15 protein-coding genes are annotated in these 19806 nt (G+C 57.8%); 5 read left to right on the forward strand and 10 right to left on the reverse strand.

The annotated features are described in order from the left end of the window. Positions 1–97 precede the first annotated feature (97 nt). From ldtD to EDY99_RS05715, 3 genes are all read left to right on the forward strand, one after another. Positions 98–1906 carry a L,D-transpeptidase gene (gene ldtD / locus EDY99_RS05705; protein ID WP_071991639.1) on the forward strand — a complete coding sequence of 603 codons (1809 nt, stop codon included), beginning with the start codon at positions 98–100 and terminating at the stop codon, positions 1904–1906. Positions 1907–2086: 180 nt separating this feature from the next. Next, positions 2087–2635, forward strand: coding sequence for a YcbK family protein (locus EDY99_RS05710; protein WP_004928217.1), 549 nt, complete (start codon positions 2087–2089; stop codon positions 2633–2635). 64 nt (positions 2636–2699) lie between these two features. Then, positions 2700–3347: an MBL fold metallo-hydrolase gene (locus tag EDY99_RS05715; RefSeq protein ID WP_123061557.1), complete on the forward strand. Its 648-nt coding sequence runs from the start codon at positions 2700–2702 to the stop codon at positions 3345–3347. Positions 3348–3421: 74 nt separating this feature from the next. Here EDY99_RS05715 and EDY99_RS05720 read toward each other — a convergent pair whose 3' ends face one another. The 5 genes from EDY99_RS05720 to EDY99_RS05740 all read right to left on the reverse strand — a co-directional run bounded on the left by EDY99_RS05720 (position 3422) and on the right by EDY99_RS05740 (position 11063). After that, positions 3422–4612, reverse strand: coding sequence for an amino acid aminotransferase (locus EDY99_RS05720; protein WP_033642574.1), 1191 nt, complete (start codon positions 4610–4612; stop codon positions 3422–3424). A gap of 245 nt (positions 4613–4857) precedes the next feature. Continuing rightward, on the reverse strand, positions 4858–5982 hold the full coding sequence (gene ompC, locus EDY99_RS05725) for a porin OmpC (protein WP_046686781.1): 1125 nt from the start codon (positions 5980–5982) through the stop codon (positions 4858–4860). A gap of 301 nt (positions 5983–6283) precedes the next feature. Next, positions 6284–7684, reverse strand: coding sequence for an asparagine--tRNA ligase (gene asnS, locus EDY99_RS05730; protein WP_042784118.1), 1401 nt, complete (start codon positions 7682–7684; stop codon positions 6284–6286). 217 nt (positions 7685–7901) lie between these two features. Then, on the reverse strand, positions 7902–9107 hold the full coding sequence (pncB, locus tag EDY99_RS05735; RefSeq protein WP_033642577.1) for a nicotinate phosphoribosyltransferase: 1206 nt from the start codon (positions 9105–9107) through the stop codon (positions 7902–7904). A gap of 255 nt (positions 9108–9362) precedes the next feature. Then, entirely contained in the window at positions 9363–11063 is a 1701-nt protein-coding gene (locus tag EDY99_RS05740) for a GGDEF domain-containing protein (RefSeq protein ID WP_033650680.1), read from the reverse strand. Positions 11064–11399: 336 nt separating this feature from the next. Between EDY99_RS05740 and pepN the strand changes: the two genes are divergently transcribed. Beyond that, on the forward strand, positions 11400–14018 hold the full coding sequence (gene pepN / locus EDY99_RS05745; RefSeq protein WP_047572033.1) for an aminopeptidase N: 2619 nt from the start codon (positions 11400–11402) through the stop codon (positions 14016–14018). Positions 14019–14070: 52 nt separating this feature from the next. Here the strand turns inward: pepN and ssuB are convergent, their stop codons facing one another. The 5 genes from ssuB to ssuE are packed head-to-tail and all read right to left on the reverse strand — an operon-like array spanning position 14071 to position 18383. Further along, positions 14071–14844 (reverse strand): aliphatic sulfonates ABC transporter ATP-binding protein, encoded by a 774-nt coding sequence (gene ssuB, locus EDY99_RS05750; RefSeq protein ID WP_042784124.1) that lies wholly within the window; start codon positions 14842–14844, stop codon positions 14071–14073. Further along, on the reverse strand, positions 14841–15635 hold the full coding sequence (gene ssuC / locus EDY99_RS05755; protein WP_033642581.1) for an aliphatic sulfonate ABC transporter permease SsuC: 795 nt from the start codon (positions 15633–15635) through the stop codon (positions 14841–14843). The genes ssuB and ssuC overlap by 4 nt, the downstream gene beginning before the upstream one ends. Positions 15636–15646: 11 nt before the next feature. Then, positions 15647–16795, reverse strand: coding sequence for an FMNH2-dependent alkanesulfonate monooxygenase (ssuD, locus tag EDY99_RS05760; RefSeq protein WP_016928301.1), 1149 nt, complete (start codon positions 16793–16795; stop codon positions 15647–15649). Between the two features lie 19 nt (positions 16796–16814). Continuing rightward, the gene (locus EDY99_RS05765; RefSeq protein WP_123061558.1) at positions 16815–17780 is read right to left on the reverse strand and encodes a sulfonate ABC transporter substrate-binding protein; all 966 of its coding nucleotides are present in this window, start codon (positions 17778–17780) and stop codon (positions 16815–16817) included. Positions 17781–17804: 24 nt separating this feature from the next. After that, positions 17805–18383 (reverse strand): NADPH-dependent FMN reductase, encoded by a 579-nt coding sequence (gene ssuE / locus EDY99_RS05770; protein WP_033642583.1) that lies wholly within the window; start codon positions 18381–18383, stop codon positions 17805–17807. 258 nt (positions 18384–18641) lie between these two features. On the opposite strand from ssuE, the gene pyrD reads away from it, so the two are divergent. Further along, positions 18642–19652 carry a quinone-dependent dihydroorotate dehydrogenase gene (gene pyrD, locus EDY99_RS05775; RefSeq protein ID WP_060421813.1) on the forward strand — a complete coding sequence of 337 codons (1011 nt, stop codon included), beginning with the start codon at positions 18642–18644 and terminating at the stop codon, positions 19650–19652. Positions 19653–19806 lie beyond the last annotated feature (154 nt).

Genomic DNA, 19806 nt, shown 5'->3' on the forward strand with positions numbered 1-19806 from the left:
AATTCGACGTCCGCAGGGCGAAACGGCCTTTCTGTTTGTATACTGAAGCTATATGCAGTTTTTTGACGTTTTTTTGTGAGCATACAGGGGGCAAGGGATGTTGCTTAAAAAGGGAAACTCTCTACGACGTTTGGCGCTGAGTGGCGCTATCGCCTGTAGTCTTGTGTCGTCGTTTTCCGCATTGGCCACCGTAACGGCGTTACCGGTGGCATCAGCAGGCATGTCCGTTGCGCAGAGCCGTTCTGAACTGCTGGCCGCGTTGCCGCGCGGCATGGATCTGCACTACCTTTCCACGCTGGCGCCGCTGTATGCGGCGAATCATATGCAGCCGATGTGGCAGGATCGCGAGGCCGTTCAGCAGTTTCAACAGCAGCTGGCCGAGCTGGCGATGTCCGGCGTGCAGCCGCAGTTCACCCAATGGGTGAAGATGTTGACCAATCCGGCGCTCAATGACGTAGGCCGCGATGTGGTGCTGTCCGATGCGATGTTGGGCTATTTGCAGTTCGTGTCCGCTATCGGCGCCAACGGCACCAGTTGGCTGTACAGCAATATTCCCTACAAGCTTGGCTTGCCGCCCACTGCGGTGATCAACCAATGGCAGCTGGCGGTGCGTCAGGCGCGCACGCTGAGCTACGTGAATTCGCTCGCGCCGCAGCACCCGCAATACGCCAAGATGCATCAGGCGCTGCGCGATATGCTGGCGGATAACCGCCCCTGGCCACAGGTGGGCAGCGGCCCGAGCCTGCGCCCAGGACAAATGAGCAACGATATTCCTGCGCTGCGTGAGATCCTGACGCGCACTGGCATGCTGGCCGCTTCGGCGCCGGAGGCCGAGCCGGAGCCGGCGGTCGTCTCGGCGAAGAGCAATGAGCCTGATGACGGCGGGCTGACGGTAGACGAAGAGAAGGGGCGTGTGACGGTCAGTCCGTCGGCGGCGCCAGTGACGGAGTTGACCGCTGAACAGACGCCGCCGCAGGTCGGCAGCGTGGTGAGCGACAACCTCTATACCAACGAGCTGGTGGAGGGCGTCAAACGTTTCCAGAAATGGCAGGGGCTGACGGCGGACGGCGTGATCGGCGTGCGCACTCGCGAGTGGCTCAACGTGTCACCGAAAACCCGCGCCGCGCTGCTGGCGTTGAATATCCAACGTCTGCGAATTTTACCGGGGCATGTCGGCACCGGCATTATGGTGAATATTCCCAACTACTCGCTGACCTACTACCAGAACGGCAACGAAGTGCTGTCCTCCCGCGTTATCGTCGGGCGGCCGAGCCGCAAGACACCGCTGATGAGCAGCGCGTTGAACAACGTGGTGGTCAACCCGCCTTGGAACGTACCGACTACGCTGGTGCGTGAGGATATCGTGCCGAAGGCGATGCGCGACGGTAACTATTTCCAGAAACACGGCTATACCGTGCTGTCGGGTTGGAGCAACGATGCGGAGGTGATCAACCCGGCGATGATCGACTGGAGCATGGTCTCTGCGCGCAACTTCCCGTATCGTGTGCGCCAGGCGCCGGGCGCCACCAACTCGCTGGGGCGTTTCAAGTTCAATATGCCGAGTTCGGACGCGATCTACCTGCACGATACCCCGAACCACAGCCTGTTCCAGAAAGACATTCGCGCGCTCAGCTCCGGCTGCGTGCGGGTGAACAAGGCTTCCGATTTGGCAAATATGCTGCTGCAGGATGCCGGCTGGAACAATAGCCGCGTTTCCTCCACGCTGAAAGAAGGGAATACTACTTATGTGAATATTCGCCAGCGTATTCCCGTAAAACTGTATTATCTGACCGCCTGGGTTTCGGATGACGGCCAACCGCAATTCCGTACAGATATTTACAATTATGATAATACGGTGAGATCGGGCGCACAAATTTTGGCTCAGGCCAAAAAATTAATGCAGTAAATGCAGTAATTATAAATAAATAACGGTCAGAATGTTTGGCTATACCGCAGGCCCTCTTACCTGGGGGCCTGTAAACCTAGGCGTATCGCGGGTTGACTCAGCATACGCAGGCGGTTATGGTTCGGACAGTGCGCTGCTTTGTGCATTTATTTTGACATTCTTGCCGGGTTTAACAGAGTCATGGACAAAATTGATCATCATCGCCGTAAATGGCTGGCGCTAGGCGGCGCAGCTATGGGCATAGCGCTGCTCCCTGGGCAGGCGTTTGCCAGTCTTTCCACCGCTCGACCGCGTATTTTAGTGTTGAATAACCTGAATACCGGTGAATCTATTAAAGCCGAGTTCTTTGACGGCAAAGGCTACAATAAAGAAGAGTTGGTTCGGCTAAATCATCTGTTCCGCGATTATCGCGCCAACAAGGTTAAATCGATCGATCCCAGTTTGTTTGATCACCTCTATCGCCTGCAGGGGCTGCTGGGTACCAGCAAGCCGGTGCAGCTGATCTCCGGTTACCGTTCCGTAGATACCAACAACGAATTGCGCGCGCACAGCCGTGGTGTGGCCAAGCACAGCTACCATACCAAGGGCCAGGCGATGGATTTCCATATTGAAGGTATCCAATTGAGTAATATCCGTAAAGCGGCGTTAAAAATGCGCGCTGGTGGTGTAGGATATTACCCACGTAGCAACTTCGTGCACATCGATACCGGCCCGGTTCGGAGCTGGTAATCGCGGTGCCCTCAGTGAATAACGCCGCTCCTTGCGGAGGCGGCGTTATTGTCGTTGGAGCCTTATGAAATACCATCTTATTCCCGTTACCGCTTTTAGCCAGAATTGCAGCCTGATCTGGTGTGAAAACACGCAGCAGGCGGCGTTGGTCGATCCCGGCGGCGAAGCGGAAAAAATCAAAGCGGAAGTGGCGAAGCAGGGTGTGACAATCACGCAGATTTTGCTGACGCACGGCCATTTGGATCACGTCGGCGCGGCGGCGGAGCTGGCGGAACATTATCAGGTGCCGATTTACGGCCCGGATAAAGAGGACGCTTTTTGGCTGGATGGTTTGCCGGCGCAGAGCCGGATGTTCGGGCTGGAAGAGTGTGCGCCGCTGACCCCGACCCGTTGGTTGTCGGAAGGCGATGAGATGCAGGTGGGCGAGATGAAGCTCAAGGTGTTGCATTGTCCTGGGCACACACCGGGCCACATTGTCTTTATCAATGAGCAGGCGCGTTTGGCGCTGGTGGGTGACGTGCTGTTTAACGGCGGCGTGGGGCGCAGCGACTTCCCGCGCGGTGACCATCAGGCGCTGATCGCCTCTATTCGCACCAAGCTGTTGCCGTTAGGCGACGACATTCGCTTTATTCCCGGCCACGGTCCAATGTCGACCTTCGGTCACGAGCGCCAGACCAACCCGTTCCTGCGCGAAGAGCCGGCGGTGTGGTAACGATCATTTCCCGGCAGAAATAATTAAGGGGCGCATAGCGCGCCCCTTCAAACTGGTGGCTTTCGCCGACGCGCTTAGAGCACGGCGACGATGGCTTCACACAGCGGCGCCATATTGTCCGGCGTCATGCCCGCCACGTTCACCCGGCCCGAGTTCACAGCGTAAACGCCAAACTCTTCACGCAGACGCAGCACCTGCTCTTTGGTCAGGCCGCTGAACGAAAACATGCCGTTCTGCTGGATGATGAAGCTGAAGTCCTGCTGCGCGCCTTTCTCCTGCAGGGTGTTCACAAATAGCTGACGCATGCGGTGAATGCGTTGGCGCATATCGGTCAGCTCTTGTTCCCACATCGCGCGCAGCGCATCGTTGCCCAGAATGGTGGCGACAACGGCGGCGCCGTGTGACGGCGGGTTGGAGTAGTTGGCGCGAATGGCCGCTTTCACCTGGCTGAAGGCGCGATCGGCGGTTTCGGCATCGGCGGCTACAATAGTGCAAGCGCCGACGCGCTCATTGTACAGACCGAAGTTTTTCGAATAGGAACTGGCGACGATCAGTTCTTTATGTTTGGCGGCGAAAATACGCAGGCCCTGCGCATCTTCTTCCAGGCCGTTGGCGAAGCCCTGATAAGCGAAGTCGAACAGCGGCAACCACCCGTTGGCGACGGAAAGTTCAGCCAGCTGCGCCCACTGTTCCGGCGTTGGATCGATACCGGTCGGGTTATGGCAGCAGCCGTGGAACAGCACGACATCGCCGGCCTGCGCCTGTTTCAGGCTGTTCAGCAGGCCGTCAAAATCCAACGCGTGGTTGGCGGCGTCATAGTAGGCGTATTCCAGCACTTCCAGGCCCACGGCGCTAAAGACGTTCTTGTGGTTCGGCCAGCTTGGGTTGCTGATCCAGATGCGTTTGGCGCTGGTCTGGTTGGCGATAAAGTCTGCCGCCACGCGCAGGCCGCCGGTGCCGCCAGGCGTCTGTGCGGTGCGCGCGCGGCGATCGGCGACGATCGGGCTCTCTTTACCGAACAGCAGCTCTTGCGTGCAGCTGGCGAACGCCGGGATGCCCTCAATGCCGAGATAGTTTTTGGTGGTCTCATTTTCCAACAGATACTGTTCAGCTTTCTTTACGCTGGTCAGCACCGGGGTTTTACCGGTTTCGTCTTTATAAACGCCAATGCCTAAATTGATTTTATTCGGGCGGGCGTCGGCGCGGAAAATGTCGGTCAGGCCCAGGATCGGGTCGGCGGGTGCGGCGGTGATTTTTTCAAACATGTCAGGTGCTTCCAAATCTCGGAGTTAAGCAGACAGAAGCATCAGGGTAGCGCCAGTTATCGGCTTTGCCAACCGTTTGCGATAAAAACACCGCGATCTTATGAACGTGAAGGATTCGACAGAAAAAATGATGGGGAAGGGGGAATCGGCAGGATAAAAAGTTACCGGCTGATACAAACAAAAACAGGGCCGAAGCCCTGTTTTTTTAACTTAGTCGACGGTGAACCGCCGATAAGCGAGACAACTTAGAACTGGTATACCAAACCAACGCCTACGATATCGTCAGTTGCGATGCCGGTTGCTTTGGTGAAGTCGTTGTCATCCAGCAGGTTGATTTTGTAATCAACATAGGTGGACATGTTTTTGTTGAAGTAGTAAGTGGTACCAACAGAAACATATTTAACCAGATCTTGGTCAGAACCCACGCCTGGGACGTTCAGGTTTTTACCCTTAGACTGCAGGTAAGACACTTCTGGGCGCAGACCGAAGTCGAACTGATACTGAGCAGTCACTTCGAAGTTCTGAGTTTTGCTAGCGAAGCCGCCGCAGTTTTCAGTCGCTGCGCAAGTGTTGGTGAAGTTACCGCCACCGAACGGAGTCATGTTACGGGTTTCTGCATACATTGCCGCCAGGTAGACGTTGTTGGCGTCATATTTCGCGCCCACGGTCCATGCGTCAGCCTTGTCGCCACGCTCGTTTGAACGCAGTTTCTGGTCGTCGGTACGGTTGGAAGAAGCGTATGCAGCGCCGAAGCTTACGCCTTCGCCGATGTCATAAGTAGAGGAAATGCCCCAGCCGTCGCCGTTTTGTTTTTTGACGTCACGGCCGTCGTTCTGGTTTTTGCCCTGGTATTGCAGAGCGAAGTTCAGACCGTCAACCAGACCGAAGAAGTTGTTGTTACGATAGGTCGCAACGCCGTTGGTACGGCCGGTCATGAAGTTGTCGGAGTAGGTGTAAGTATCGCCACCGAACTCTGGCAGCATATCGGTCCAGCCTTCCACGTCGTACAGTACGCCGTAGTTACGGCCGTAGTCGAAGGAGCCGTAGTCAGCGAATTTCAGACCGGCGAAGCCCAGACGGGTTTTGGTGCCTTCGGTGCCCTGAGATTCGGCGTGGTTGGACTGAACGTTGTATTCCCACTGGCCGTAACCGGTCAGTTGGTCAGTAATCTGGGTTTCACCTTTGAAGCCGAAACGAACATAGGTCTGATCGCCGTCATTACCTTTGTCTTTGGAGAAGTAGTGCAGACCGTCAACTTTGCCGTACAGATCCAGCTTGTTGCCGTCTTTGTTGTAGATTTCAGCTGCGTTTGCTGCACCAGCAGCCAACAGAGCCGGGATTACCACTGCAAGAATGTTGCGCTTCATCATTATTACCCTCATTGGTGTTATTCGGACACCTTTGCCACTGCCGCCAATAATTCTTTGGGAACTATTGTTGATAGATTGGTGTCGTCCTGTGTCTGAACGCAGTGTTCCATTCACAGGCGGGTTAATCTAGGACGAAAATGATACCAATGTCCCAATCAGGTTGCAAAAGGAAAACATGTGTAACCAAATGTAATTTTTCGGGAACTTTGTGACGTGCGTCAATATTAAAAAATGCGAAAGGCCAGCGATGCTGGCCTTTGTTTTGTAACGAAATCGTTTAAAAAACGTGTGATCGTATAAATTAGAAGCTTGCGTTACGCGGCGTGCGCGGGAATGGAATCACATCGCGCACGTTTTGCACGCCGGTGACATAGGCGATTAAACGTTCAAAGCCCAGGCCGAAACCGGAATGCGGCACGGTGCCGTAGCGGCGCAGATCGCGATACCACCAGTAGTCTTCTTTATTCAGCCCCATCTCTTCCAGACGCTGATCGAGCACGTCGAGGCGTTCTTCACGCTGCGAGCCACCGATGATTTCGCCGATGCCCGGCGCCAGCACGTCCATGGCCGCGACGGTCTTGCCGTCTTCGTTCATGCGCATGTAGAACGCTTTGATGTCTTTCGGGTAGTTTTTCACCACCACCGGCGCCTGGAAGTGTTTCTCCGCCAGGTAACGTTCATGCTCGGAAGAGAGATCGATGCCCCAGGAAACCGGGTTTTCGAAGGTTTGGCCCGAAGCCAGCAGGATCTCAATGGCGTCGGTGTAGTCCACCTGGGCGAAATCGGAAGACACGAAGCGCTCCAGACGAGCGATAGCGTCTTTATCCACGCGCTCGGCGAAGAATTTCAGATCGTCGGCACGTTCATCCAGCACCGCCTGGAACACATACTTCAGCATGCTTTCGGCCAGGCCGGCGACGTCGTCCAGCGTAGCGAAGGCCACTTCCGGTTCGATCATCCAGAACTCCGCCAGGTGGCGGCTAGTGTTGGAGTTTTCGGCGCGGAAGGTTGGGCCGAAGGTGTAAACCTTCGACAGCGCGCAAGCGTAGGTTTCGCCGTTCAGCTGGCCGGAAACGGTGAGGAAGGCTTCCTTACCGAAGAAGTCTTCGCTGAAATCGACGGTGCCTTTGTCGGTGCGCGGCAGGTTTTCCAGATCCAGCGTGGACACGCGGAACATCTCGCCGGCGCCTTCGGTATCGGAGGCGGTGATCAGCGGAGTAGAGACCCAGAAATACCCATTTTCATGGAAGAAGCGGTGGATCGCCTGCGCCAGAGTATGACGTACGCGCGCCACGGCGCCGATCAGGTTGGTGCGCGGGCGCAGGTGAGCCACTTCGCGCAGGTATTCGATGCTGTGGCGCTTGGCCGCCATCGGGTAAGTGTCCGGATCGTCGACCCAGCCGACCACGTTGATCGCGGTAGCCTGCAGTTCGAAGCTCTGGCCTTCGCCCGGTGAAGCGACGACTTTGCCGGTGACTTCAACCGAACAACCGGTGGTCAGATGCAGCACTTCATCCTGATAATTCGGCAGAGAATTATTAACGACGGCCTGTAACGGATCAAAGCAGGAACCGTCATAGACGGCCAGGAAGGAGATACCAGCTTTTGAATCTCTCCGGGTACGTACCCAGCCGCGTACGGTGACTTCACTGTCAACCGCAGCACGACCTTGCAGTACGTCGACTACAGGCACTACGCTCATAGATTTCTCTCTTTAATAATTTGGTTTAGAAATAGCTTACAACCCAAGAATATGGGGGTAATGGCTATGTTACTTGCCGCGGTGCAGAGCACAAGCAGAAATCATCGGATTGTCGCAACATTTATCGCGGCTGACTGAAAAGAGGGCGTTCGGGATAAAAACAAAAAAGCCGGCGCGTAAACCGGGCCGGCTTTCTTTCTCTCTATATAGAGAAGGTTCAGCTGGCTTTCTTCACCAGCGGCAGATCGAAGGCCTTGCGCAAGGCCCGCACGAATGCCTGGTCCTGGCAGATGGTCTTGCCGGGGCTGTCGGAGAGCTTAGCCACCGGTTTGCCTTTGCATTCGACCAGCTTGATCACGATATTCAACGGTTTAACGCCCGGAATATCACAGGTCAGGCGCGTGCCGATACCGAAGCTGAGATTGATGCGCTGATAGAAGTGGCGATAGAGCGCCAGCGCTTTTTCCAGATCCAGGTTGTCCGAGAACACCAGCGTTTTGCTCATGGGGTCGATGCCCAGTTTCTGATAGTGGGCAATGGCTTTCTCGCCCCACTCGACGGGATCGCCCGAATCGTGGCGCAGCCCCTGATAACGCTCGGCGAACTGCGGGCCGAAGTCGCGCAGGAAAGCATCCATGGTAATGCAGTCGGTGAGCGCGATGCCAAGCTGATCCGGGTATTCATCCAGCCAGGCCTGCAATGCGGCGCGCTGGCTGTTGGCCAGCACCGGGCTTATCTGCTGATGCGCCTGGAACCATTCATGCGCCTGCGTGCCGACCGGCGCCAGGCCGAGCTGATGCGCCAGATCGTAATTGCTGGTGCCCGACAGGTACGGGAATTCGGCCTGCAAGGTGCTGACGATGGCCTGTTGTACGCCCTGGGAGAAACGGCGACGGGTGCCGAAGTCCATCAGCTTGAAGCGTGAAAGATCCAAATCGCCCGCCAGCGTCTTGAACTGCGCCAACTTGGTTTGCAGGTGGGCTACCGCCTGTTCCGGCGTCGCCAGCGGAGAACGCCGGCGGTGCACCACTTCGCTGATCACCGCCAGCAGCGGCACTTCCCACATGATCACTTCACGCCACGGCCCGGCGATGCGGATTTGCAGCTTGCCGTCGCGGTTGTCGATGGTCACCTGCTGCGGATCGTATCGGAACGTGCGCAGCCAGCTCAGGTAATCTTGACGGAAGAAGGGCAGGCCCGAAAGGTAAGCGAATTCGGCGTCGGTCAGCGCCAGCTGGCTCATCAGGGCGACCTGCGCGCGGATCTCGTCGGCATATTCGCCCAGCAGTTCGTCGCCGCGGCAGCGGAATTCCGCCGCCACGCTGATCGCGGGATAGCGATGGAACACTGCTTGCTGCATATGAAGCTTGTAAGCATCGGTATCAAGCAGTGATGTCAAAATCGGGGAAGCGTATTGAGTCATAGCGCGTTACAGCATCCTCGTCAGGCGCGTGTCCAAATCCGGATAATCATAAAAGTGGGGGTGGAGTATACCCGGATTATCCTGTTATTGAAGCTGCATCACACCATAAATCACCGAAGCGGGTCGAGGATTAAACGTGCCTTTATGGCGGGCTGGCGACGGCGGCGGGGGAAAAAAGCCAGATATGCCTGTAAGGTGAATGACTTAGCCTAATTAGTCATAAAAATTATAATGTTAATTATTTTAAACAACAAATCAGATAAACCCGGCCTGGGTGTGCACGCTGACCCGATCCTTGCCGTTCTTTTTGCAAAAATAAAGCGCTTCGTCCGCCTGTTTGATCGCCGCCTGCAGCGCAGTGAACGCGTTGACCGGCGCAATGCCGCAGCTGGTGGTGAAACGCACTTGCCGCCCGTCGGCCAGATTCAGCGTCAGGCGATGGGTGCGGGCGCGCAATTGCTCCATGATGTCCCGCGCGTTGTCCAACGAACAGTTGCCCAGCAGCACCGCGAACTCTTCACCACCGTAGCGGCAGAAGATGTCGCTGGCGCGAAACGCGCGTTGCAACAGATGGCCGAATTCCACCAGCGCCCGGTCACCGACATCGTGGCCGTAGCTGTCGTTGAGCTGTTTGAAGTTGTCGATATCGATCAGGCAAAAGGCCTGCGGGTAGCTACCGTCGCCCAATAGCTGGCATTCGAGGAAGAATTTACGGCGGTTATAAATGTTGGTGAGCGGATCGAGGAAGGAAGAGGCCTCAAGCTCTTTAATCAGCAGCTGTTTCTCGCTTTCCAGCGAGACCTTGTCCAACTGATATTGTCTGAGCTGTTGAATGGCGTCGCTGATGGCGATCAGTTCCCGGCTGTAGAAGGCGTCGTTGCGATCGATATTCATCTCGCCGCGCGACAGCCGCACGATATTGTTGTGGGTTTTGGTCAACCAGCGGTTGATGTTGGTGCAGAACACCAGCGCCGGCAAAATGAACAGCAGCACCCCCAGACCGGCGAGCGCGATCATGCCGTAAATGGTGGTCTGGCTGTCATAAATCTTGTGACGCGAAGCGACGGTTTCCAGCTCGAAGCTGCGTTGATACAGCGTCTGAGAAAGCCCGCTCAACTCGTCGACATAGCGCGAGATCAGCGCGGCGGGATAGGGCTTTTGGGTATTGATGGCGGTGTATAGCCCATCGGTAATCTGCTTGAGGCGTTCGGTAGACACCTGGCTGAGCAACTGATTGACGATGCTGGTGGTTTGCACGTCGTCGTAGTTGAGCTTCATGAAGATCAACCGGGTGCTCAGCGCGTTCAGGACGCCGGTCAACTGAATGGACTTCAGATAGGCGTCTTTGCGATCGAGCGGGCTGACGTTGACGTCGATAATCTGATCGCTTAACTCCGTCAGCGACATATTCAGCCGGTTGTTGAGGCGAATGGCCTCGAGAAACATAAAGGAGTCGGTATCCACCATTCGGGTATCGTAGGTGTAGCGGTAATAGCTCTTGCTGGTTTGCGAGATGTAATAGGCGCTGTTGATGTTGAACAGGTTGGCGTTGGCGTTGTTGACCTGCGAAAGCTGCAGGTTGTCGTTATCCAGCAACTGTTCCATCAGGCCGATCATCGACAGCGCGGCGATTTTTTGCCGCACACCCAGCTCCCTGGCGACCGTGTCATTCAGATGCTCGCGGATCCGGGCGATTTTCTCACGCGCCACCCGATCGGCGGCCAGACACTGCGCGCGAGTGATTTGCGGATCGATCAGGCTCAAGCGTTTGAGACGGTGAGCCTGCAGCGAAGCCTGAAAGGCCTCGGAGATTTCTTTGGCGCGATCGATCTTATACAGGTTGAGCTGGTTATCGCGGTACTCGGTATGGGCTTCGAGCAGTTCCTCGACGATGAACAGCGAGAAGGAGGTCATCAGGCACAGGGTGAAAAAATAGATAGCGTATTTGATTTTCATAGTGCGAGTCATCCCTGAGCCTGATTCGGCAATTATACCATCATGCCGCCTGTGCCGCCTCAACAATGCCGGAGCGCCGCGAAGGCGGTTTTTTAGCATTAAATGCTGATTTTTATTTAGCCATTGGTCACCCGCGCTGCCATCTGGTGGGTGAACTATGATTTGCCTCTGATTTCTTTATCGCGCTTGCCCGGCGGATCTGGGCTTTTCAGCCAGCTGTGATACAGTTTATTCACAATCAGGTTCGCCGAGCGCCGCAGGGGAAATCCCCAGCGACGGCGCGGAGGAGAAGAGCGGCCTGGCACCTATAACTCACTGAGACGTTTAAGGGTTTTTATGACACAACAGCCACAGGCAAAATATCGCCACGATTATCGCGCGCCCGATTACACCACGACCGACATCGATTTGGACTTCAGTCTGGACGCGGAAACCACGCGCGTGACCGCCGTCAGTAAAATCAAACGTCAGGGCGCAGCCGGCGCACCGCTGGTGCTGGATGGCGAGGATCTGACGCTGGTGAGCATTCAGGTCGACGGTCAACCGTGGAGCGCCTATCGTCAGCAGGATAACCAGCTGATCGTCGAAGCGTTGCCGGCACAATTCACTCTGACCATCGTCAACGATATTCACCCGGCGAAAAACACCGCGCTGGAAGGGCTGTATCTGTCCGGCGATGCGCTGTGCACGCAATGCGAAGCCGAAGGCTTCCATCATATTACCTATTACCAGGATCGCCCGGACGTGCTGGCGCGCTTTACCACCCGCATCGTGGCCGACAAGGCGCGCTATCCGTTCCTGCTGTCGAACGGCAACCGTATTGGCCAGGGTGAATTGGCCGATGGTCGCCACTGGGTGCAATGGCAGGATCCGTTCCCGAAACCTTGCTACCTGTTCGCGTTGGTGGCGGGGGACTTCGACGTGCTGCGCGACAGCTTCACCACCCGTTCCGGCCGTAAGGTCGCGCTGGAGCTGTTTGTCGATCGCGGCAACCTGGATCGCGCCGACTGGGCGATGACCTCGTTGAAAAACTCGATGAAGTGGGACGAGACCCGCTTCGGTCTGGAATACGATCTCGACATTTATATGATCGTGGCGGTCGATTTCTTCAATATGGGCGCGATGGAGAACAAAGGGTTAAATATCTTTAACTCCAAATACGTGTTGGCGAAGGCGGAAACCGCCACCGACAAAGATTACCTGAACATCGAAGCGGTGATTGGCCACGAATACTTCCACAACTGGACCGGCAACCGCGTCACCTGCCGCGACTGGTTCCAGCTCAGCCTGAAAGAGGGGCTGACGGTGTTCCGCGATCAAGAGTTCAGTTCCGATCTGGGCTCGCGTTCGGTCAACCGCATCGATAACGTGCGCGTGATGCGCGGCGCGCAGTTCGCCGAAGACGCCAGCCCGATGGCGCACGCCATTCGTCCGGATAAAGTCATCGAGATGAACAACTTTTACACCCTGACGGTGTATGAGAAAGGTTCTGAAGTGATCCGCATGATGCACACCCTGCTGGGGGAAGAGAACTTCCAGAAAGGGATGCAGCTCTATTTCGAACGCCACGACGGCAGCGCCGCCACCTGCGATGACTTCGTACAGGCGATGGAGGACGCGTCCAACGTGGATCTGTCGCGCTTCCGCCGTTGGTATAGCCAGTCCGGCACGCCGCTGTTGACGGTGCGCGACGAGTACGATGCGGAAACTCAGCAATATCGCCTGCATGTCAGCCAGAAAACCCCGCCGACCGCCGATCAGCCTGAGAAGTTGCCGCTGCATATTCCGCTGGATATCGAGCTGTACGACAGCGAAGGCAACGTCATCGCGCTGCAGAAGGGCGGCCTGCCGGTCAACAACGTGCTGAACGTCACCGAAGCGGAGCAGACCTTCGTGTTCGACGGCGTGGCGCACAAGCCGGTGCCGTCGCTGCTGCGTGAATTCTCTGCGCCGGTGAAACTGGATTATCCGTACAGCGATCAGCAACTGACCTTCCTGATGCAGCACGCGCGCAATGAGTTTGCGCGTTGGGATGCGGCGCAGAGCCTGCTTGCGACCTACATCAAACTGAACGTGGCGCGGCACCAGCAGAAGCAGCCGTTGTCGCTGCCGCTGCACGTGGCCGACGCGTTCCGTGCGGTGTTGCTGAACGAGACGCTGGATCCGGCGCTGGCGGCGCAGATCCTAACGCTGCCGTCGGAGAACGAAATCGCTGAACTGTTCGCCACCATCGATCCGGAAGCGATCGCCGCGGTGCACGAAGCGATCGTTCGCTGCCTGGCGCGGGAGTTGGCCGATGAGTGGCTGGCGGTGTATCACGCCAACAAGACCGACGGCTACCGCGTGGAGCACGCCGACATCGCCAAGCGCGCCTTGCGCAATGTGTGCCTGGGTTATCTGGCGTTCGGCGAAGATGCGGCGCTGGCGGACCAACTGGTGAGCGAACAGTATCGCCAGGCGGATAACATGACCGACTCGCTGGCGGCGCTGTCCGCTGCGGTTGCGGCCCAGTTGCCGTGTCGCGATGCGCTGTTGGCGGCGTTCGACGAGCGCTGGCATCAGGATGGCCTGGTGATGGACAAATGGTTCGTGCTGCAGGGGAGCAGCCCGTCGGCGGATGTGTTGAGCAAGGTGCGTGCGCTGCTGCAACACCGCTCGTTCAGCCTGAGCAACCCGAACCGCACCCGCTCGCTGATCGGCGGCTTCGCTTCAGGCAATCCGGCGGCGTTCCATGCGGCGGATGGCAGCGGTTATCAATTCCTGGTGGAGATCCTCAGCGATCTCAACCAGCGCAACCCGCAGATCGCCGCGCGCCTGATCGAACCGCTGATTCGCCTGAAGCGTTACGACGCCGGTCGCCAGGCGCTGATGCGCAAAGCGTTGGAACAGCTGAAAGGGTTGGAAAACCTGTCCGGCGATCTGTACGAGAAGATCAGCAAGGCGCTCGACGCCTAATCTTTTCACCGTGAATACCCAAAGGGACGGCCTGCGCCGTCCCTTTTTTCGTTCAATTCGCCGCCTGGCGTGGGCTGGCCGCGGTGACCGGCGGCGATAACACCCGCTCCAGCACTTCAGCTTCCAGTTCCGCCAGCCTGGCTGAACCCTTACGGCGTGGCCGCGGCAGATCGATGCTCAGATCCAGTCCGATGTGGCCCTCTTCAATCAGGATCACCCGATCCGCCAGCGCGATGGCTTCGCTGACGTCGTGCGTCACCAGCAGTACGGTAAAACCGTGCTGTTGCCACAGCGATTCTATCAGCCCTTGCATCTCGATGCGCGTCAGGGCATCCAGCGCCCCGAGCGGTTCGTCCAGCAGCAGCAGGCGGGGGCGGTGGATCAACGCGCGTGCCAGGGCGACCCGCTGCTTTTGTCCGCCGGACAGCGCCGCCGGCCAGTCGCGGGCGCGATCCGCCAAACCGACCGCGGCCAGCGCCTGCAGCGCCGCGTCGCGCCAGTGGCCGCGCAGCCCCAGACCCACGTTGTCGATCACCGTTTTCCACGGCAACAGGCGCGCATCCTGAAACATCAGCCGGGTATCCTCTTTGGCGGCGGCAAGCGGCGCATTGCCGCTGAGCAGCGCGCCGCTGCTGGCCTGTTCCAGGCCGGCCAACAGACGCAGCAGGGTGCTCTTGCCGCAGCCGCTGCGGCCGACCACCGCCACGAACTGCCCGGCAGAGATGCGTAGCTGAATGTTATCCAGCACGGTGCGGTTGCCGTAACGTTTGCCGATGGACTCCAGCGTCACCGGCGTGCCTTGCGCAAGGCGAGCGGGAAGGGTCATAGCGCTTCTCCCTGTTTCAGTTGATAGGCCGGATGCCAGCGCAGCCAGACGCGTTCCAGCAGTTGCGCGCCCACGTCTGCCAGCTTGCCGAGCAGGGCGTACAGCACGATCGCCACCACCACCACGTCGGTTTGCAGAAATTCACGCGCGTTCATCGCCAGATAACCGATGCCGGAGTTGGCCGAGATGGTTTCGGCGACGATCAGCGTCAACCACATGAACCCGAGGGCGAAACGCACGCCGACCATAATCGACGGCAACGCGCCCGGCAGCACCACCTGCGTGAACAGGCGAAAACCGCTCAGACCGTAGCTGCGCGCCATCTCCAGCAGGCCGCGATCGATGTTTTTGATGCCGTGATAGGTATTGAGATAAATCGGGAACAACGTGCCGAGCGCCACCAGAAAGATCTTGGCGGATTCATCGATGCCGAACCACAGGATCACCAGTGGGATTAGCGCCAGGTGCGGCACGTTGCGGATCATTTGCACCGAACTGTCCAACAGGCGTTCACCCCAGCGCGACAGCCCGGTAATAAAGCCGAGAATCAGTCCGATGCTGCCGCCGATGGCGAAGCCTAACAACGCACGCTGGCTGCTGATGCTCAGGTGCTGCCACAGTTCGCCGCTTTGGCTCAGGCGCCAGAAGGCGGCCAGCACCGCACTCGGCGCCGGCAAAATGCGGTTGGACAGCCAGCCGGTTTCGACGGCGACTTGCCAGATGATCACCAGCGCCAGCGGCAGCGCCCAAGGGGCCAGCCGGTACAGGATGCGTTGCGCGTTCTTTGCCATCGGGGCGCTCCTCAGCTCTGCGACACTTTTTGCGGAACATAGATGTTGGCCACTACTTCGCCCTGCGGGCGCACTGGTTGAAGGCGCGCGGGCGTTTCCTCCTGCGCCAGATCGAGGTGCGGAAACAGCAGTTCGCCGACGCGGTAGGCCTCTTCCAGATGCGGATAGCCGGAGAGAATAAAGGTGTCGATGCCCAGATCGGCGTATTCCTGCATGCGCGCCGCGACCGTCGGGCCATCGCCCACCAGCGCGGTGCCGGCGCCGCCGCGCACCAGGCCGATGCCGGCCCACAGGTTCGGGCTGATCTCCAGATTATCCTTCTTGCCGCCGTGCAGCGCCGCCATGCGCCGTTGGCCGACGGAGTCGAAGCGCGCAAAGGCCTGCTGCGCGTTGGCGATGGTTTCCTCATCGAGGTGAGCGATCAGCCGATCGGCGGCGCGCCAGGCTTCTTCGGTGGTTTCCCGCACGATGACGTGCAGACGGATGCCGAAGCGTACCTGCCGGCCCTTCGCCGCCGCTTTGGCGCGCACCTCTTCGATCTTCTCTTTGACCTGCGCCGGCGGCTCTCCCCAGGTGAGGTACATTTCTACCTGCTCGGCGGCCAGATCCTGCGCGGCGGCGGAGGATCCGCCGAAATAGAGCGGCGGGCGCGGTTGCTGCACCGGCGGGAACAGCAGTTTGGCGCCTTTCACCTGAATATGCTTGCCGTGGAAATCGACGGTTTCACCTTCCAGCACCCGGCGCCAGATATGAGTGAACTCGGTCGAGGCTTCGTAACGCTCTTCATGACTGAGATGCAACCCCTCCGCCGCCAGCTCTTCCGGATCGCCGCCGGTGACCAGATTGAACAGGGCGCGCCCGTTGGACAGGCGATCCAGCGTCGCCGCCTGACGCGCCGCCAGCGTAGGGGAGATGATACCCGGCCGCAGCGCGACCAAAAATTTCAGCCGCTGGGTGACCGGGATCAGCGAGGCGGCCACCAGCCAGGAGTCTTCGCAAGAGCGACCGGTGGGGATCAGCACGCCGCCGAATCCCAGCCGGTCCGCCGCTTGGGCGATTTGTTGCAAGTAACCGTGATCGACGCTGCGAGCGCCCTGTGCGCTGCCAAGATAGTGGCCGTCGCCGTGGGTGGGTAAAAACCAGAAAACGTTCAGGCTCATCGTCAATGCTCTCCCGTATTTATTGCGCGCTTGGGCGCCAGATGCGTTGCGAGATGTCGACCTTCACCGGCACCAGCCGGTTGGCGTAAAACAGGTCGGCGGTTTGCTGCTGCGCGGCGATCGTATGCGCATCGAGCGGTGTGATGGCGGTCGGGGGACGGTGATCCAGATAGCTGGCGATCACCGGTTCCGGCAGCCCCATGGCGTTGGCCAGCAAGGTCACGCTTTGCGCCCGGTCGCTGCGGGTGAGCGCATCGGCCTGGGTCAGCACCGTCAGGACCTGGCTGATAAAGGCGCCATTGGCTTCGACATAAGGGCGCGCCGCCAGATAGAAGGAACCGGTCTGGTTCAGATCGGTGCCGTCGCCGAGCACCCGAACGCCGCCCTGCAGCAGCGCGGCGGAATAATAAGGATCCCAGATAGCCCAGGCATCGACGTTGCCCTGCTGGAATGCGGCGCGCGCATCGGCGGGGGTCAGGTAGGCGGGTTGGATATCCGTAAATTTCAGGCCGGCCTTTTGCAGCGATCGCAGCAGCAGGTTGTGTGAGCTGGATCCTTTCTGAAATGCGACCTTATGGCCTTTCAGATCGGCGACGGTTTTGATCGGGCTGTTTTCCGGCACTAGGATCACTTCCGCCTTCGGTTTGGGAGGCTCAACGCCGACATACAGCAGGTCCGCCCCGGCGGCCTGCGCGAAGATCGGCGGAATATCACCGGTGCTGCCCAGATCGATGCTGCCGACGTTCAAGGCTTCCAGCATCTGCGGGCCGGCGGGAAATTCAATCCAACTGATGCGGGTGGTGGGAAAACGTTCTTCCAGCAGCCGGTGGCTTTTCGCCAGCACCAGACTCACCGATCCTTTCTGGTAACCGATGCGAAATTGCGCCGGATCCTGCGCGACGGCGGCGTTGGCCCAGACCAGCGACAGCAGGCCGGTGAAGGCCGCTGCGTTCAGCCAACGTCGCAAAGCGTTGCGTTGTTTCATTCAGGCTCTCCTTTTCCAGGCATTTCAGGCGGTTTGACGCGCCGTCAGCGGCGAGGCGACGCGCAGCGCGGGCGGTTTGCGGCGCCCAAGCGCCAGATAGAAACTGGCGAGCGCTTCTTCCAACCGGGCGGCCACGGCGTCGGTGAGCGTGGCACTTTCGCCGGTCAGCTGGATCTGGCTGTCGTCGGCGAACACGCCGTGCAGCACCTCTTGCGCTTTGAGCGCCGCCAGCACCGGTTTCAGCGCATAGTCCACCGCCAGCATGTGACCGACAGAACCGCCGGTCGCCAGCGGCAGCACCACTTTATGGTCCAGCGCGCGTTCCGGCAGCAGGTCCAGCAGGGTTTTCAGCGCGCCGGAGAACGACGCTTTATAAACCGGTGTGGAAATCAGCAGGCCGTCGGCCTGCGCCAGCTGGTCGGCAAACGCCTTGATCGCCGGACTGTTGAAGTTGGCGTACAGCAGATCTTCGGCATCGAAGTCGTGCAGGGTATAGGCCGTCACCTCCACCCCTTGTTGCCGCAGCCAGTTTTGACTCAGCGAGAGCAGCGCGGCGGAACGTGATGGGATGCGTGGGCTACCGGCCAGTGATATAACGCGCATTGCCACTCCTTATAACTAAAAATTAGGTTTAATTAGAAAATTAATGGGAAGTGTTTTAAACCTACCAGCAACCGGGCGCGTTTTTTAAATCTCATTTTTTGATTTGGATATGCGTAAAAGCGGATTGGCGCCGATTTGGCGATGAAGAGGGAAAACGATTGCGTAAAAACGGCTTTTTTTGCCTTTAATCAATTCCAATTAGGCGGGGGATACCGGATAATACGCCCCCGGTTTGCAACCGGGAAATCAGGAGAGTCCATGTACTACCCCCTCATCAGGAAAGCGTTGTTCCAGCTCGATCCGGAGCGCGCGCACGAAGTGACCTTTCGTCAGCTCAGCCGTATTACCGGCACCCCATTAGCGTTTCTTGTCCGTCAGTCCGTGCCGACCAAACCGGTCAGCTGCATGGGGCTGTCGTTTAAAAACCCGCTGGGATTGGCCGCCGGTCTGGATAAAAACGGCGAATGCATCGATGCGTTCGGCGCGATGGGCTTCGGCCATGTGGAAGTCGGCACCGTGACGCCGCGTCCGCAATCGGGCAACGACAAGCCGCGCTTGTTCCGCGTGGTTGAGGCGGAAGGCCTGATTAACCGCATGGGGTTCAATAACCATGGCGTGGACAATCTGGTTGAAAACGTTAAGAAATCCCATTTCGGCGGCATTCTTGGGATCAATATCGGCAAGAATAAAGACACGCCGGTCGAGCAGGGCAAAGACGATTATTTGATCTGCATGGATAAAGTTTATCCGTATGCCGGATATATCGCGATTAACATCTCTTCACCGAATACGCCGGGGTTACGATCCTTACAGTATGGCGAAGCGTTGGACGATCTTTTGGCTGCGATTAAAAATAAGCAGCAGGAATTACATGCGCGCCATCACAAATATGTGCCGGTAGCGGTAAAGATCGCGCCGGATCTTTCTGAAGAAGAATTGATCCAAATTGCCGATAGCCTGGTGCGGCATAATATCGATGGCGTGATCGCCACCAATACCACGTTGGATCGAAAATTGATCCAAGGGCTGAATTACTGCGAACAAGCGGGCGGGTTAAGTGGGCGTCCGTTGCAATCACGCAGCACCGAAGTGATCCGTCGCCTCTCCACCGAACTGCAAGGGCGTCTGCCGATTATCGGCGTAGGCGGCATCGATTCGCTGACGGCGGCGCGCGAAAAAATGGAGGCCGGCGCGAGCCTGCTGCAAATTTATTCCGGATTTATCTATCACGGCCCGCGTTTGATTAAAGATATCGTTACCCATATCTAATATTTTTCCTCTCATTTTATTCCGGGGGTTTATTTCTGCCCCCGGCTCGTCTATATTTTGTTCGTTAGCTTAAATATCGTTCGCGGAATTATCCGATGTTTAAGCTATTTCATCGGTGATAAAATCGCCTTTTAGGGTGAGTGCGGCGTTGGCA

It is taken from the genome of Serratia sp. LS-1 (assembly GCF_003719595.1).
Classification (GTDB): domain Bacteria; phylum Pseudomonadota; class Gammaproteobacteria; order Enterobacterales; family Enterobacteriaceae; genus Serratia; species Serratia ureilytica.